This window comes from Ahrensia kielensis DSM 5890, assembly GCF_000374465.1.
In the GTDB taxonomy this organism is placed as follows: Bacteria; Pseudomonadota; Alphaproteobacteria; order Rhizobiales; family Rhizobiaceae; genus Ahrensia; species Ahrensia kielensis.
This window is the reverse complement of sequence record NZ_KB894529.1, coordinates 112,146-127,207: the sequence shown is the minus strand read 5'-3', so window position 1 is coordinate 127,207 and position 15,062 is coordinate 112,146. Positions and strand designations below refer to the sequence as shown.

The 15,062-nt window shown below is 47.9% G+C and carries 16 protein-coding genes; 15 read left to right on the top strand and 1 reads right to left on the bottom strand.

Going from position 1 to position 15,062, the window contains the following annotated elements; translation table 11 throughout:
* Nucleotides 1-32 precede the first annotated feature (32 nt).
* Nucleotides 33-1,886: a methyl-accepting chemotaxis protein gene (locus C504_RS0106770; RefSeq protein WP_018688564.1), complete on the top strand. Its 1,854-nt coding sequence runs from the start codon at nt 33-35 to the stop codon at nt 1,884-1,886.
* A gap of 58 nt (nt 1,887-1,944) precedes the next feature.
* Here C504_RS0106770 and phnF read toward each other — a convergent pair whose 3' ends face one another.
* Nucleotides 1,945-2,685 carry a phosphonate metabolism transcriptional regulator PhnF gene (gene phnF, locus C504_RS0106765; protein WP_018688563.1) on the bottom strand — a complete coding sequence of 247 codons (741 nt, stop codon included), beginning with the start codon at nt 2,683-2,685 and terminating at the stop codon, nt 1,945-1,947.
* Between the two features lie 124 nt (nt 2,686-2,809).
* Here phnF and phnG point away from each other — a divergent pair, with 124 nt between their 5' ends.
* The 14 genes from phnG (at nt 2,810) to phnN (ending at nt 14,988) form a co-directional block, all read left to right on the top strand.
* A complete protein-coding gene (phnG, locus tag C504_RS0106760) occupies nt 2,810-3,259 on the top strand; it encodes a phosphonate C-P lyase system protein PhnG (RefSeq protein ID WP_018688562.1) in 450 nt (149 codons plus the stop codon).
* Entirely contained in the window at nt 3,259-3,885 is a 627-nt protein-coding gene (gene phnH / locus C504_RS0106755) for a phosphonate C-P lyase system protein PhnH (protein WP_018688561.1), read from the top strand. The genes phnG and phnH overlap by 1 nt, the downstream gene beginning before the upstream one ends.
* On the top strand, nt 3,885-4,997 hold the full coding sequence (locus C504_RS0106750; protein WP_018688560.1) for a carbon-phosphorus lyase complex subunit: 1,113 nt from the start codon (nt 3,885-3,887) through the stop codon (nt 4,995-4,997). Before phnH ends, C504_RS0106750 begins: the two co-directional genes overlap by 1 nt.
* Nucleotides 4,994-5,869 (top strand): alpha-D-ribose 1-methylphosphonate 5-phosphate C-P-lyase PhnJ, encoded by an 876-nt coding sequence (locus C504_RS0106745; RefSeq protein WP_018688559.1) that lies wholly within the window; start codon nt 4,994-4,996, stop codon nt 5,867-5,869. The genes C504_RS0106750 and C504_RS0106745 overlap by 4 nt, the downstream gene beginning before the upstream one ends.
* Nucleotides 5,866-6,642, top strand: a complete 777-nt coding sequence (phnK, locus tag C504_RS0106740; RefSeq protein WP_018688558.1) for a phosphonate C-P lyase system protein PhnK — start codon at nt 5,866-5,868, stop codon at nt 6,640-6,642. Before C504_RS0106745 ends, phnK begins: the two co-directional genes overlap by 4 nt.
* 15 nt (nt 6,643-6,657) lie before the next feature.
* The gene (gene phnL / locus C504_RS0106735) at nt 6,658-7,362 is read left to right on the top strand and encodes a phosphonate C-P lyase system protein PhnL (protein WP_018688557.1); all 705 of its coding nucleotides are present in this window, start codon (nt 6,658-6,660) and stop codon (nt 7,360-7,362) included.
* A gap of 2 nt (nt 7,363-7,364) precedes the next feature.
* Nucleotides 7,365-7,982, top strand: coding sequence for a DapH/DapD/GlmU-related protein (locus tag C504_RS0106730; RefSeq protein ID WP_018688556.1), 618 nt, complete (start codon nt 7,365-7,367; stop codon nt 7,980-7,982).
* Nucleotides 7,983-8,100: 118 nt separating this feature from the next.
* Entirely contained in the window at nt 8,101-8,961 is an 861-nt protein-coding gene (phnC, locus tag C504_RS0106725) for a phosphonate ABC transporter ATP-binding protein (protein ID WP_018688555.1), read from the top strand.
* A gap of 90 nt (nt 8,962-9,051) precedes the next feature.
* Nucleotides 9,052-9,960: a phosphonate ABC transporter substrate-binding protein gene (gene phnD / locus C504_RS0106720; RefSeq protein WP_018688554.1), complete on the top strand. Its 909-nt coding sequence runs from the start codon at nt 9,052-9,054 to the stop codon at nt 9,958-9,960.
* 71 nt (nt 9,961-10,031) lie between these two features.
* Nucleotides 10,032-11,006 (top strand): phosphonate ABC transporter, permease protein PhnE, encoded by a 975-nt coding sequence (phnE, locus tag C504_RS0106715; protein WP_018688553.1) that lies wholly within the window; start codon nt 10,032-10,034, stop codon nt 11,004-11,006.
* A 2-nt stretch (nt 11,007-11,008) separates the two neighbouring features.
* Nucleotides 11,009-12,592, top strand: coding sequence for a phosphonate ABC transporter, permease protein PhnE (gene phnE / locus C504_RS0106710; protein ID WP_018688552.1), 1,584 nt, complete (start codon nt 11,009-11,011; stop codon nt 12,590-12,592).
* Between the two features lie 5 nt (nt 12,593-12,597).
* On the top strand, nt 12,598-13,260 hold the full coding sequence (locus C504_RS0106705; RefSeq protein ID WP_018688551.1) for a DUF1045 domain-containing protein: 663 nt from the start codon (nt 12,598-12,600) through the stop codon (nt 13,258-13,260).
* An 11-nt stretch (nt 13,261-13,271) separates the two neighbouring features.
* Nucleotides 13,272-14,414, top strand: coding sequence for an alpha-D-ribose 1-methylphosphonate 5-triphosphate diphosphatase (locus C504_RS0106700; RefSeq protein WP_018688550.1), 1,143 nt, complete (start codon nt 13,272-13,274; stop codon nt 14,412-14,414).
* The gene (gene phnN, locus C504_RS0106695; RefSeq protein ID WP_018688549.1) at nt 14,407-14,988 is read left to right on the top strand and encodes a phosphonate metabolism protein/1,5-bisphosphokinase (PRPP-forming) PhnN; all 582 of its coding nucleotides are present in this window, start codon (nt 14,407-14,409) and stop codon (nt 14,986-14,988) included. The genes C504_RS0106700 and phnN overlap by 8 nt, the downstream gene beginning before the upstream one ends.
* Nucleotides 14,989-15,062 lie beyond the last annotated feature (74 nt).

Here is a 15,062-nt window from a genome sequence, read left to right as displayed (position 1 = left end):
TATCATCACAATTATCAATTGTGGATATCACCATGAACTTACTATCTCGTTTTGGTCTCGTTAGGACTGTAACGGCAATCGCGGTCGGCACATTGCTCCTGTCACTTGTAGCTGTTTCCATTGCTATCTCGCTTAACATTTCTGGTCGAATTCAAGAGCAGGCTGTCGCCAGCCAAAACGCAAGTTTGCGTACTTTGGCCACTATTGCCGAGCGCGATATTCCAGGCACGCAAGTCACTTGGGGCAAGTCTGGCAATGTTGAACGTATTGTGATGGAGGCTATTCCCGAAGAGTTTTCTTCTCACGACATGATCGATACTGTTGGCCGGATGACTGGTGAGACAGCAACGATCTTTGCTTGGGATGAAGAAACAAAAGATTTCTGGCGCCGCACAACAAATATCATCAAGCCCGATGGAAATCGCGCTGTTGGAACACAGCTTGGGCAAAACGGCGCTGTTTATCCTGTGCTCACAAAAGGTGATACGTTCCGAGGTGAAGCTGTTATTCTGGGCACACCATATTACACGATCTATCAGCCGATTTTCTCGCCTGACAATAAAACAATCGGTATTATTTATGCTGGTGTTCGTTCCGAGGTCATCAATGCTCAGGCCATTGATATGGTTTGGACCGTCGGCATAAGTGCAATTATCGTACTCGGTATTGCAGCTGTCATTATGGCATTGTTTTCTTCTGCGATACTTGGTCCAATTCCTCAGCTTGCAAATACAGCACGTAAGCTTGCTGAAGGTGATTTTGATGCGGAAATTCCATATCTTGAAAACCGAAACGAATTAGGCGGGCTTGCCCAATCACTGGAAGTGTTCCGTCAAAGCGCGATTGAAAAACAAGCAATTGAGCAACAATCGACAGAAGCGCGTATGGCGACGGATAATGAGCGCCAACAAAACGAAACGGCTAAATTGAAACAAGAAGGCGAAATTAAAGTAGCCGTTGAAGAAATTGGGGCCGCTCTTAGCCGTCTTAGCCAAGGTGATTTGTCCGTCAATATTGCTGGGCCATTTAATGAAGGTCTCGAGAAATTGCGTATAGATTTCAATCAAGCTGTACAGCGTATGTCAGCAACGATGACAGAGCTGCGCAATGAAGCTTTCGAAATTAAATCAAGCACCGAAGAAATGCGTACCTCTACGGATGATCTAGCACGCCGTACCGAACACCAAGCATCGTCTTTGGAGCAGACATCAGCTGCGCTGGAAGAAATTACAGCAACAGTGCGCAATGCGTCTGAGCGTGCGGAAGAAGCGTCCAAAATGGCGACTGAGGCCGAAGGCAGTACGATCAATTCACGTAAAGTTGTCGCCAATGCTGTCGATGCTATGTCGCGGATTAAAACGGCTTCCGGCGAAATTTCAAAAATCATCAATGTTATCGATGAGATTGCCTTCCAGACCAATCTTCTTGCGCTTAACGCTGGCGTCGAAGCTGCGCGTGCAGGAGAGGCGGGCAAAGGCTTTGCCGTTGTTGCGCAGGAAGTTCGAGAACTTGCACAACGTTCAGCAACAGCTGCCAAAGACATTAAAGCACTGATCACAAAATCAGGTGAAGAAGTTGAAGGTGGCGTTCGTCTTGTGAATGAGACTGGCGAAGCGCTCAAAGGCATCTCCGATCATGTTCATAATATCAATGATCAGATGCATTCCATTGCATCATCATCACGCGAGCAAACCATTGGTTTGGGTGAGATCAACACCGCGATGACGCAAATGGATAGCGTGACCCAGCAGAATGCCGCAATGGTAGAGGAAGCAACTGCCGTGATGCACACCCTTGCATCGGGATCAGAAAAACTGGCTGATCTGATCGCGCAGTTCAAGCTTGTTGAAAACGGCGCGCTCGGAACACATCAACGCGCCGCTTAAACAAGTTTCACTTTGAAATTTAACGCCCGTACTGGTTATCCGGTGCGGGCGTTCTGCTTTATAATTCATTGGCAATCATGAGTGATACGCGGTCAGCTGCAAAGCGTGTTTTTGAGTATTGAATAGGATTGCCATCTGTATCTGAATTGATGGCTTGCGTTACAAGCACAATAGCACCCGGCGAAAGCTGCAAGTATTCAGTGTCTTTCATCGTGGCGTGATGGGCTTCAATTTCAGTCGATTGGCGCAAATAGTCATCAACACCGCAATGCGCCAGAGCCTTCGTTATCGAGCCGGTGGTTTGATATGCTGCGCCAATATCAGGAAAGCGCTGCGCACAAAACCACGAGGTTGAACGGGAAACGGGCATCCCATCAGCTTCGCTTAAAGCATCCAAACAGATCACATTTGAACCTGCTGTAATTTGGAGTGCAGATGCGATTTCCGGCGTTGCGATTTCAGTCGAAAGGTTCAGCAGCTTTCCGCGTGTTGTCTGTGCCTGCTTACCAATGCCATCTGAAAACCGTGTTCTTTTGCCAATTGGATAACTGATACGCTTTTGGCGGCGCACAAAAGTGCCTTGCCCTTGGCGGCTTTCAACGATGCCTTCTTTTGCCAGTGCATTTAAAGCAGCTCGTACCGTATGACGATTGACATCAAAACGTTTTGCCAGTGTTAATTCTGAGGGCAGGCGGTTATCTTTCAGAGCTAGATTTGTCGCAATCTCATTGCGCAGCTCATCAGCAATCTGCCGCCATATCGCAATACCCGAGCGGCGTTCGAGTGCTTTTACATTCATAATCGTTGCCTCAACATCAGCGCAATTTCATCATGGTGTCATATGGTCGTCATGTAGTCCCGATAAATCACTTGTCACATGTTTAGTTGTCTATAACAATAGACAAATTTAAATGAGGCAATTTATGAGTGATACAAAAGACAGTCGACGCAATCGTATGGCGGTTTTGGCAATGTCTGACACGGCCACATTGGTGGAATTTTGGAAAACGCTGGGCGTTGATCCTGAGTTTACGATGCCGCGTTCTCCACAAACGGGCATTATCGGCGTGCGTGGTCGTATTGGCGGCGGCGGCGATGCCTTCAATTTTGGTGAAGCGACGGTTACGCGGGCAACAGTTAAACTGGCATCCGGTTTTGTTGGGCATGCTTATGCGCTTGGCCGCGATCACACCAAAGCAAAACTATCAGCAATAATCGATGCGCTTGCACTGGACGAAACTTGGTCTGCACGCATTGAAAACGAAATCATTACCCCGTTGCAAAATCGAATTAAGGCCCGCGATCAAAAACGCGCAGGTGAAACAGCGGCTACAAAAGTTGATTTCTTTACTATGGTTCGCGGAGAAGATTGATGCAGATAAATGAAAAAGCAATGGCGGCGCGCGCGCTGGAAGGTGGCTTTGCTGATCCGGTTTTCGACGCGCAGAATGTTTTTAATGCCGTGATGAATGCGATGGCCCGTCCAGGGACGGTAACTTCGCTGCCAGCACTGGCCAGTGCGCCGGAGCCGGTTTTTGATACTGCAGCGGCGATTATTGCGGCGCTCTGCGATGCTGATACGCTTTTATGGTTGGATGAAGTCTCATCACAAAGCAGCGCTCTTCGAGACTGGATTACATTTCAGACAGCTGCGCCGATAACGACGCAAAAAGCCGATGCGCAATTCGCGCTTTTGACTGATACAAAAATGCCGTTGGATATAGCGCAATTTGCACAAGGCTCACAAGAATATCCTGACCGCTCTTGCACGCTCATCATTCAGGTTGACGATATTTCAAAAGCCGCAGGATTAAGCCTCTCCGGTCCCGGTATCAAAGATACCGCTGATCTTCATGTGCAAGGTTTGCCGGAGTTGTTTCTGGAACAATGGCAACAAAACAAATCACGTTTTCCATGCGGTGTTGATGTCATTTTGGTCAGCGCTTCATCGCTTGTCTGTTTGCCGCGCACGACAAATATCTCACAGGGAGTTATCTGATGTATGTTGCTGTAAAAGGCGGCGAGACCGCTATTAATAACGCGCATAAACTGCTTGCAGATAGGCGTCGCGGCGACCGCGATATTGACGCATTGTCGCTGGCTCAAATCAAAGAACAGCTTGCTCTTGCGGTAGACCGTGTCATGGCAGAAGGCTCATTATATGACCGCGATCTTGCTGCGCTTTCAATAAAGCAATCGCGCGGTGATATGATTGAAGCGATATTTTTGCTTCGCGCTTACCGCACCACCTTGCCGCGCTTTGGTTATTCGCAGCCAATAAATACCGGTGAAATGAAGATCGAACGCCGCATCTCTGCGACATATAAAGATCTGCCCGGCGGCCAAATGCTTGGGCCAACTTTTGATTATACGCATCGTCTGCTTGATCCTGATTTAGCACAAGATGAAGCCACAGATGAGCCTGTCACGCGCAAGCCAGATGTCGGTCGCACGCAACGTGTGTCAGAAATTTTGGCGAATGAGGGGCTTATCGAAGATGATGGGAAAAACGGCCATGGCGCAGAAGAGCCGGGCGATATTACCCGAACGCCGACAGAATTTCCGATGAGCCGTGATGAGCGTTTACAATCATTGTCGCGCGGCGATGAGGGGTTCTTACTGTCTCTCGCTTATTCAACACAACGTGGTTATGCCCGCTCGCACCCCTTTGTCGGCGAAATTCGTATAGGCGAAGTCGACGTTGAAATTGAGGTGCCGGAATTAGGGGTCTCTGTTCTAATTGGCCGCGTTCAAGTCACCGAATGTCAAATGGTCAATCAATTCCAAGGCTCGGCAAAAGTACCTCCTCAATTTACCCGCGGCTATGGTCTTGTGTTTGGGCAGTTGGAGCGCAAAGCAATGGCAATGTCGCTGTGCGATCGAGCGCTGCGCGCGCGTGAATTGGGAGAAGATATCGTTGCACCAGCGCAAGACGAAGAGTTCGTGATCGCTCATTCAGATAATGTGCAGGCAACGGGCTTCGTGGAACATTTGAAACTGCCTCATTACGTGGATTTCCAAGCTGAACTTGGCATCGTGCGCCAGATGCGCCGTGAATATGCTGAGACGAATGATGCTGTTTCCAGCATGATCAAGGAGGCAGCAGAATGAACATTCAAGCTGATTATAACTTCGCTTATCTCGACGAACAAACCAAACGAATGATCCGCCGCGCGATACTAAAAGCAATTGCGATACCGGGCTATCAAGTTCCGTTCTCAAGCCGTGAAATGCCAATGCCTTATGGATGGGGTACAGGCGGCGTGCAGGTCACCGCATCAATCATTGGACCTGACGATGTCCTAAAAGTGATTGACCAAGGGGCGGACGACACGACGAATGCCGTATCCATTCGCGCTTTCTTTGCCAAAGTCGCGCGTGTGAAAACAACAACACATACGAGCGAAGCCACGATTATACAGACGCGTCACCGTATTCCGGAAGAGCAGTTGCGGGATGGCCAGATACTTGTCTACCAAGTGCCTATTCCTGAGCCACTGCGCTTCCTAGAGCCGCGCGAAACTGAAACGCGCAAGATGCATGCACTGGAAGAATATGGCCTCATGCATGTGAAGCTTTATGAGGATATTGCAACGCATGGCCATATCGCCACGACCTATGCATATCCGGTGAAGGTTGAAGGGCGTTATGTCATGGACCCTTCACCGACACCAAAATTTGATAATCCAAAAATGCATATGTCTGAAGCGTTGCAGCTGTTCGGTGCAGGGCGCGAAAAACGCATTTATGCAATCCCGCCTTACACAAATGTGGTCAGTCTCGATTTTGATGATCACCCATTTGAAGTTCAAAAATTCGATAAACCCTGTGCGATCTGTGCAGCGGAAGGCGTTTATTTGGACGAAGTCATTCTCGATGATCAAGGCAGCAGAATGTTTGTTTGCTCGGACACTGACAATTGTGAAAGCAGGCAAGCGGCTGGTCACCGCGGCGAACTTTCTGGAATGGAGGCAGCACAATGAACAATCAGCCACTTTTATCGGTCAATGAAGTCTCCAAATTTTATGGCGCACGTATTGGGTGCCGCGATGTATCATTTGATCTTTATCCAGGGGAAGTCTTGGCAGTGGTCGGCGAAAGTGGGTCTGGTAAGACAACACTTTTGAACTGTATTTCAACGCGCCTAGAGCCAACAAGCGGTTCAGTGATGTATCGTATGCGCGATGAAACAAAGCGCGACCTTTACCAAATGAGTGAAGCGGAACGGCGCTTCTTAATGCGTACCGATTGGGGTTTTGTGCACCAAAATCCAGCTGATGGTCTGCGTATGGCTGTTTCAGCAGGCGCCAATGTTGGCGAACGCTTAATGGCTGTTGGTGATCGTCATTATGGCAATATTCGCGAAACTGCGATTGACTGGCTTGGCCGCGTGGAAATCAACGAAGACCGTGTTGATGACCAGCCTCGCGCTTTTTCAGGCGGTATGCGTCAGCGATTACAAATTGCGCGTAACCTTGTTACTGGCCCACGCTTGATGTTCATGGATGAGCCTACCGGCGGTCTTGATGTGTCTGTGCAGGCGCGTCTGCTCGATTTGATACGCGGTCTTGTGCGTGATCTTGGGTTGGCGGCCATTGTTGTCACACACGATCTGGCGGTTGCACGTCTTTTGTCGCACCGAATGATTGTGATGAAGGATGGTCATGTCATTGAGAGCGGTTTGACGGACCGTGTCCTTGATGATCCGCATGAGCCTTACACACAGCTTCTCGTATCTTCCATTTTACAAGTTTAAAACAGGCACGCGATTATGACTGCAGCAATTACAGTTTGCGAAATATCAAAAACCTTCACCATGCATCTGCGTGACGGCATACAAATCCCCGTTGTTACCGGCGTAAATTTTGTCGTTAAGGCGGGGGAGTGTGCCGTACTCGGTGGTCCGTCAGGCGCAGGCAAAAGTTCTATTTTGAAAATGCTATATGGCAACTATTCGACTGATCAGGGGCAGATATTGCTCACGCATTATGGTGAACAAGTTGATTTATCGAAAGCAGAACCACGTAAAATTATTGAACTGCGCCGCGACACGATTGGTTATGTCAGCCAGTTTTTGCGAACAGTACCGCGCGTTTCGGCACTCGATGTTGCTGCGGAACCGCTAACACAGCGCGGCGAAGACCATGAGATTGCACGAAAGAAAGCAGCGGATTTATTCTCGCAATTAAATTTGCCGGAGCGTTTATGGGACTTGCCGCCTGCTACATTTTCTGGCGGTGAACAGCAGCGCGTAAACATTGCGCGCGGTTTTATTACAGATCATCCGGTTTTGCTTTTGGATGAACCAACAGCGTCGCTTGATGCTAAAAACCGCGCTGTAGTTGTTGACTTAATCACTCAAAAAAAAGCCGCTGGCGTTGCGCTGCTGGGTATATTTCATGATGAGGATGTTCGCACAAAAGTAGCTGATCGCATCATAGATGTGACGAGCTTTGCTGGCGCGAAAGCTGCATAATCATGGCAAAGAAACTATCTGAAGAAGCCTTTATTCACCCAACGGCACGCGTAACTGACACGGTGCTGGGACGTTATACTGAAATTGATGAAGGTTGCGTTGTCGCCGAATGTGAAATTGGAGATTACTCTTATCTCATCCGCCAGACTGAAGCATGGTGCGCAACAATTGGAAAATTTGCCAACATAGCAAGTCATGTTCGTATCAACGCGACCAACCATCCAACTTGGAGGGCGACCCAGCACCATTTCACCTATCGCGCGGCTGATTATTTTGATGGCGCCGATAACGATACGGATTTTTTCAAATGGCGCCGCGATAACCGTATCACCATTGGACATGATGTTTGGATCGGTCATGGCGCGACAATTTTGCCAGGTGTCACGGTTGGCAATGGCGCTGTTATTGGGTCAGGAGCGGTCGTAACGAAAGACGTTTCTTCCTATTCAATCGTCGGCGGCGTGCCTGCAAAGCTCATTCGGGAGCGTTTTGAAACGGGGCTTGGGCAGAAAATGAATGCTCTTGCTTGGTGGGATTGGTCACACGACACATTGTATGAAGCGCTGCGTGATTTTCGTACATTATCAGCCGTAGATTTTATATCTAAGTATCAGAAATAATTTAATAAAATTTGATTGTGGAACGTCACAAAACTTACAAAAAACTGACATGCTGCGTTCACACAAGAGCCATATCCAGTCTTACAACACTGTAAGAACTAACGGCAAGGAATGCCCTATGCTCGAACTCAAAAACGTAACGCGTCGGTTTGGCCCCAATATTGCTGTCGATAATGTGGATTTTGTAATCCCCGAAGGCCAAATGGTGGGTGTGATCGGTGCATCGGGAGCGGGTAAATCGACACTGCTGCGAATGATTAACCGGTTGATCGATACGTCTGAGGGTGAAATCAATTTTTCAGGTGTGAAAACTTCCGAGCTCAAAGGGCAAAAACTGCGCGATTGGCAACGTGATTGCGCTATGATTTTTCAACAATTTAATCTGGTGCCCCGCATAGATGTTTTAACAAATGTCATGCTCGGGCGTCTCAACCATCGTTCTACTGTTGCAAGCTTGTTAAATATTTTTTCTGACGAAGAACGCGCTATGGCCATTGCTGCGCTGGAGCGTTTAGGTATCGAAAAAGTTGCGCTGCAGCGTGCAGGCACTCTGTCAGGTGGGCAGCAACAACGCGTGGCAATCGCCCGTGCGTTAATGCAGCAACCGAAAGTCATTCTGGCTGATGAGCCAATTGCATCGCTTGATCCGCGCAATGCGCAAATCGTGATGCAGTCTTTAAAAGACATCAATCAAACCGATGGCATCACAGTTATTACCAATCTTCATACGCTTGATACTGCGCGTACTTTTTGCGAGCGCATCATCGGCATGCAGGCGGGGCGTGTTGTCTTTGATGGTGGTCCTGACGATCTGACCGAAGAAGCAGCGCGTAAAATATACGGCGCTGAAGGCTTGGAGGATGCTTTTTCCGAAGCTGTAACGTCAACGAGTTTAAGCGGGCCGCGTGAAAAATCGCCAATTGGTCAAATGCCGCCAGTAATACGCCCGGCAGCAGAACAAAATCCTGCATACGCGTGACCTGATTTCCAGTTTGCCGCATCACGTTTGCCCAGTGCTGTGGTTGTACAATTAAATTATTAAAAGGGCATACCTTTTATGGAGACTAAAATGCTCAAGAAAGCACTTTTGGCAACGGCTGCTGTTGCCACAATTTTCGCTACAACTTTTTCTGCACAGGCGCAGGATGTGTTCCGCATCGGCATCCTTGGCGGTGAAAACGAAGCTGACCGCCTACGTAACTTTCAGTGCATGGTAGATACTCTGCCAGAAGCCATTGGCGTTAAAGAAGTTAAGCTATTTCCTGCTGCCGATTATGATGGCGTTATCCAAGGTTTGCTTGGTGGCACATTGGATTATGCAGAGCTTGGCGCTTCTGGATATGCAAAGATCTATCTGACAGACGCAAAAGCTGTTGATCCGGTTTTAACAACTGTTCAGACAGATGGTGCCACTGGTTATTATTCAGTGATGCTTTCTCGCAAAGACTCCGGCATTGAAAACATTGAAGACATGAAGGGTAAAAAGCTTGGCTTTGCTGACCCTGATTCAACATCCGGTTATCTTGTTCCTGCGGTCGCTTTGCCAGCTCAGCTTGGTATGCCGCTCAATGAGTATTTTTCTGAAACTGGATTTGGCGGCGGCCACGAAAACGGTGTTCTAGAAATGCTTAAGGGCAATTTTGATGGACAGGTTACTTGGTCATCTGGTGTTGGTGAATATGAAGATGGTTACACATCAGGCAACATCCGCAAAATGGTCGACAAAGGCTTGCTTGATATGGCCGATGTAAATGAAATCTGGCGTTCGCCTCTTATCCCGAATGGTCCTGTTGTTGTTTCCAATAAGCTTGATGGCGACGTTCGCGCGAAGTTTGTCGAGTTTATGAAAGCACTTCCTGAAAATGATGGCGAATGTTTCGCAGCTATTCAGGGCGGCGACTTCAAAGGATTCACAGAAGTTGATCACTCTTTTTACGAGACGATCGTTGCAGCCCGTAAAGCAAAAATCGGTTCATAATTTTTAGAACTGATACGACACCACGCTCTTTTGAGATTTCACGGGCGTGGTGTCTTTTTCGTGAGAAACACATGTTGACTACTCAACCTAACAATCCGGCTTTGCATATTGATGCTGAGGGTAATTACGACCTCGACTCGCATTTCAAGCAATTACGAAGCCAAAAGCGCCTTTACACATTCATCGGTTTGGCTGTGCTTGGCGCTGCGCTGTTCTTTTCTCTTTGGTTCGCCAATGAGACCAATTCTGGAAAATTTCTAGATCGATTGCCGCATCTGTTCGATTTCGTAGGTGACATGGTTCCACGCGATGGATGGGAAGTTTGGCGGGCGCTTTTTGATTTGCCAAGCCCTTATTTCGATGGGTCGTTACAATATAATTACCCTGAGGGCCGCGTTTATATAACGCAGAATATTTATGTGCCTGAGTACATTTATAAAATGGTTGAGACGCTCAATATTGCGATACTCTCAACATTGATTGGCTTCATTTTCGGCTTTCTTCTTTGTTTCTTAGCGGCCTCAAATTTAACAACCAAACGTTGGTTGCGCTTTACAGTTCGGCGCATTCTAGAAGTTTTGCGCGCATTCCCAGAGATCGTGATAGCAGGTTTTTTCCTTGCGATTTTCTCATTGGGACCAATTCCGGCGATCATCGCCGTTTCAATTCACACGATTGGTGCTTTGGGGAAAATGTTCTTCGAAGTTGTCGAGAACGCTGACATGAAACCGGACGAAGGATTGCGTGCAGCTGGTGGCAATTGGATAGAGCGTGTTTGGTTTGGTATTGTGCCGCAAATCCTGCCAAACTTTTTAAGCTATGCGTTGTTGCGATTAGAAATAAATGTGCGCGCTTCTACAATCTTGGGTGCTGTTGGTGCTGGCGGCATTGGCGAAGTCTTGCGCCTTTCAATTAGCCGTGGCCATGAAGCCAAAACACTCGCCATTATCCTCATTTTATTTTCAACCATTGTCTGCGTGGACCAGCTGTCAGCCTATTTGCGCAAACGCATCGTTGGAAATCAAGCCTTTGAATTTGGAGCATAGCCATGAACGCGTCCGCTATGAATTTGAGTGCCAAGATGCTTAGTCCAGCAGATGTACTAGCAATTAAAGAACGCCATCCAGCAGCATTTGAGCGCTCTTTAGTGAAGCGATTTAGTGTTGTTCTTTGCGTTGCTGTTGTTGCTCTTTATGCCGTCTATGTGAGCTGGTTTTTCGCAATCGGTAAAGTCGTCAGTGAAGGCAATTGGGACATTGCAGGCACTTATCTCGCCGATTGGGTGTCCTATGAAGTAAGGCCAGACATTGATTTTCGAACCGGTGAAATTGTGGTTGAATTTCCCAAATTTTCTCCGCTCGGTTCAAACCCTGATCCCGAATGGATTACCACTAAGAGTGGCACAGTTACTGTCAAAGAAAAATCAAACGATGATATGACGCAATCAAAGCCAGTATCATCTGGCTCGTTCATGGCCCCTGACGCATCGTCTGGCGGTGCTGAACTTAGTTTCATGGCACCTAGTTCAACCGCGACGAATATGGGTAGTAATGAAGCCTCTTCTAAGGCCCGTGATAGCAATCTCGTTAGTACGCAGAAAGAAGGGATTAATCAGGCGGAGATAGTTTTTTCGAAGACGGCTCAAATCATTGTAACACCAAGCGTCGTGACCTTGGTCAATGGTGCTGAAAGCGTCGTGCTTGACGTTGATCCATTAGATGAAACCGTAGAGGCACGTGGTGCTCTGCCTGAATGGGCGCTTCAAAAACGTGAAGGTGAAAAAATCTTTGTCAATTATGGTTTTGCCGGTCGCGCAGAAGTACGTGCAAAAGAAGTGAAAATCATGCGCCGCTTCTTTGGTTGGGAAAATTTCTTTTTTGATACGAACTCACACTATTGGGGTAAGCCTTTCAGTGAAGTCGCATCACTTGCTATTAGCGGAGAGCGCATTTTCGAAGGCCGATCAAATGTCTCACTCATGTTGGATAATTTTCTCAATAACGCGGAATGGCAACATGGCGATGTCTATATCAAGCTGCTGCAAACCATAGTCATGGCTTTCGTTGGCACTTTATTCGCAGTCGTGATTGCATTCCCATTATCCTTTGTCGCTGCACGCAACATTACACCTAATCGCTTTCTCAATCAGATATTCAAGCGCTTCTTCGATTTCTTGCGCTCCGTGGACATGTTAATTTGGGCATTGTTCTTTACACGCGCCTTTGGACCGGGGCCATTGGCAGGCATCAGCGCTATATTCTTCACAGATACAGGAACGTTCGGAAAACTTTATTCAGAAGCGCTTGAGAATATCGATGATAAACAACGCGAAGGTGTGCGTTCAGTTGGCGCTTCGCCTGCCGCAGTACAGCGCTTTGGTGTGGTGCCCCAAGTTTTACCTGTCTTTGCCAGCCAAGCCCTTTACTTTTGGGAATCAAACACACGGTCGGCAACAATCATTGGCGCGGTTGGGGCGGGCGGAATTGGTTTGAAACTTTGGGAAGCAATGCGTACCAATCAGGATTGGGAAAATGTATTTTACATGGTGATACTGATATTGATTGTCATCTTCGTGTTCGATTCAGCATCTAATGCCCTACGTAGTCGATTGATAGGAAAGCAGCAAAGCTAAACACTATGCGATATGGAATTTATTATACGCCGCCGCAAGAAAGTGCCTTGTCGCATCATGTTGCGCAATGGTTGGGCCGCAATGCTTTTACTGGCGAGACAATTGAAACAAAGCACGGGCTTGATGCTTTGCTTGCTTCGCCGCGCAAATATGGTTTTCACGGCACGCTGAAGGCTCCTTTCCATTTAGCCAATGGGGTGCGCGAAGACGAGCTTGTGGAGCTGTTTGAAACATTCGCCGCAGGCAGCGAAGCTTTCACTGTTCCCCAAATTCAACTGTCCAAACTTGGGCCGTTTTTTGCGTTGACGCCTTCTGAACCAAATGGACAGCTTGAAGCGCTCGGCAGCGCTGCTGTGCGAACATTCGAGCCCATGCGTGCACCGCTTAGCCAAGCAGATATAGAACGCCGCAATCCTGCCAAGCTTTCAGAGCAACAACGTATCTACCTTGAGCGTTGGGGCTATCCCTATGTAATGGCTGAGTTCCGTTTTCATCTAACACTAACTGGTCCTGTCGATGAAGCTAATAGTGAGCGTGTCGAAGAGGCTCTTCGAAAGCATTTTAGCATATTCCTCGATAAGCCTTTGCCAATAGAAACACTCGGCCTTTTCGTCGAGCCTGAACGCGGCGCACCGTTTTCGGTTTTGCGCGTTGCATCTCTTTTATAAATGAGAAGAAAATGACCACTGAAACAATATTCCGAAATGCAAAAATCGTGCTGGAAAATGAAGTCGTACATGGCTCCATCGTCATCAAGGACGGCAAGATTGCCGACATATCCGAAGGTGCAAGCACGATTGGTGAAGACATTGATGGCGATTATATATTGCCAGGTTTGATCGAGTTGCACACCGATCACCTTGAACAGCATTATTCACCGCGCCCTGGGGTTACTTGGAACCTGACGGCGGCGATACAAGCGCATGATGTTCAAGTCGCAGCTTCTGGTATCACCACAGTTTTTGATTGTCTTAGACTTGGGGCAGACGAAGATGGCGGCTTTGAAAACGGTGAAATGAGTGCAATGTCATCGGCAATAGCCGCAGCGCAAAGCCAAGGTCGTTTGCGTGCTGAACACCGCATCCATTTGCGCTGCGAAGTATCAGCGCCAAATGTTTTGGAACATTATGAAGAGTTTGTAGACGACCGCAATGTTGGCCTTGTTTCTCTTATGGACCATGCGCCGGGCCAACGTCAGTTCCAGACGATGGAACAGTACACTTTGTATTATAAAACGAAACGTGGGCTAACAGATGAGCAATTCAATGCGTTCGTCGCGCGCCGTAAAATGCAATCATCAAAGTATTCAGACAAGCATCGACAGTTTCTCGCCAATGCATGTCATGAGCGAAACATCGCTATTGCGAGCCATGATGATGCAACGGTTGATCATGTTGAAGAATCGAAAAATTTAGGTGTTTCTGTAGCGGAATTTCCGACCAGCTTAGAGGCGGCAACAGCATCGCATAATGCCAGTATGGGTGTTCTAATGGGCGCACCGAATGTTGTGCGCGGCAAATCTCACAGCGGCAACATTGCTGCACGTGATCTGGCGCGGGAAAAGGTATTAGACATCCTTTCATCCGATTATGTGCCGTTCAGCCTTATATATGCACCTTTCGTGCTTGCTGACGAAGTTGAAGAAATTTCGATCTCAAATGCGGTCGCTATGGTGTCAGCCAATCCGGCAAAACAAGTAGGGCTCCAAGATCGCGGCCGGTTAGAAAAGGGTCTACGTGCAGATTTTTCACGTGTGCGCCGTGAAGCAGGAAGTATTCCTGTTGTGAAATCTGTATGGCGTGAAGGGCAGCGCATTGTCTGATAGTCAGCCAATTTCAGGCCGGATTTTTGTCGTTGTGGGGCCGAGTGGTTCTGGCAAGGATACGTTGATCAATTGGCTGCGGGAGAAGCTAACGGACGAACAAAAATACATGTTCGTTCGCCGCAGCGTAACACGTTCTCCTGACGGCCAAACCGAAGATCACGACACGTTGACGAAGGAACAATTTGAGCTAGCTAAACAAAAAGGCAAGTTCGCGGTAACATGGGACGCACATGGCTTAAGCTATGGTATTCCCATTGGTGTATTGGCCCATGTGCATGCTGGCGGCATCGCGATTGCAAATGGCTCAAGAAGGGCTTTGGCCGAAATGCACAAGCAGTTTCCGCATATGGTTGTTGTAAATCTTCGCGTTGATCGTGCTGTGTTGGCTGGCAGGCTTGCGGGTAGAGGCCGCGAAGATGCCGAACAGATCAAAAAGCGGCTTGATCGTATGGACATACCATTAGCGGGCGATTTGACTGTTTTTAATATCGAAAACTCCGGTCCGATTGAAAAAGCAGGAAGATCGTTCATCGAGCTTTTATCTGATTTGGAGCATGTGCCAGCTACATAATGACTGGGTAATCTGCACATAATGGGTCAAACTAAGCCCAATTTCATAAGCGCCATGATTGTTTGTCTTGGTGC

Bases quoted from the DNA above. Each gene is read 5' to 3' on its own strand.
- C504_RS0106770 (WP_018688564.1), top strand. From the start codon at position 33: ATGAACTTACTATCTCGTTTTGGTCTCGTTAGGACTGTAACGGCAATC.
- phnF (WP_018688563.1), bottom strand. From the start codon at position 2,685: ATGAATGTAAAAGCACTCGAACGCCGCTCGGGTATTGCGATATGGCGG.
- phnG (WP_018688562.1), top strand. From the start codon at position 2,810: ATGAGTGATACAAAAGACAGTCGACGCAATCGTATGGCGGTTTTGGCA.
- phnH (WP_018688561.1), top strand. From the start codon at position 3,259: ATGCAGATAAATGAAAAAGCAATGGCGGCGCGCGCGCTGGAAGGTGGC.
- C504_RS0106750 (WP_018688560.1), top strand. From the start codon at position 3,885: ATGTATGTTGCTGTAAAAGGCGGCGAGACCGCTATTAATAACGCGCAT.
- C504_RS0106745 (WP_018688559.1), top strand. From the start codon at position 4,994: ATGAACATTCAAGCTGATTATAACTTCGCTTATCTCGACGAACAAACC.
- phnK (WP_018688558.1), top strand. From the start codon at position 5,866: ATGAACAATCAGCCACTTTTATCGGTCAATGAAGTCTCCAAATTTTAT.
- phnL (WP_018688557.1), top strand. From the start codon at position 6,658: ATGACTGCAGCAATTACAGTTTGCGAAATATCAAAAACCTTCACCATG.
- C504_RS0106730 (WP_018688556.1), top strand. From the start codon at position 7,365: ATGGCAAAGAAACTATCTGAAGAAGCCTTTATTCACCCAACGGCACGC.
- phnC (WP_018688555.1), top strand. From the start codon at position 8,101: ATGCTCGAACTCAAAAACGTAACGCGTCGGTTTGGCCCCAATATTGCT.
- phnD (WP_018688554.1), top strand. From the start codon at position 9,052: ATGCTCAAGAAAGCACTTTTGGCAACGGCTGCTGTTGCCACAATTTTC.
- phnE (WP_018688553.1), top strand. From the start codon at position 10,032: ATGTTGACTACTCAACCTAACAATCCGGCTTTGCATATTGATGCTGAG.
- phnE (WP_018688552.1), top strand. From the start codon at position 11,009: ATGAACGCGTCCGCTATGAATTTGAGTGCCAAGATGCTTAGTCCAGCA.
- C504_RS0106705 (WP_018688551.1), top strand. From the start codon at position 12,598: ATGCGATATGGAATTTATTATACGCCGCCGCAAGAAAGTGCCTTGTCG.
- C504_RS0106700 (WP_018688550.1), top strand. From the start codon at position 13,272: ATGACCACTGAAACAATATTCCGAAATGCAAAAATCGTGCTGGAAAAT.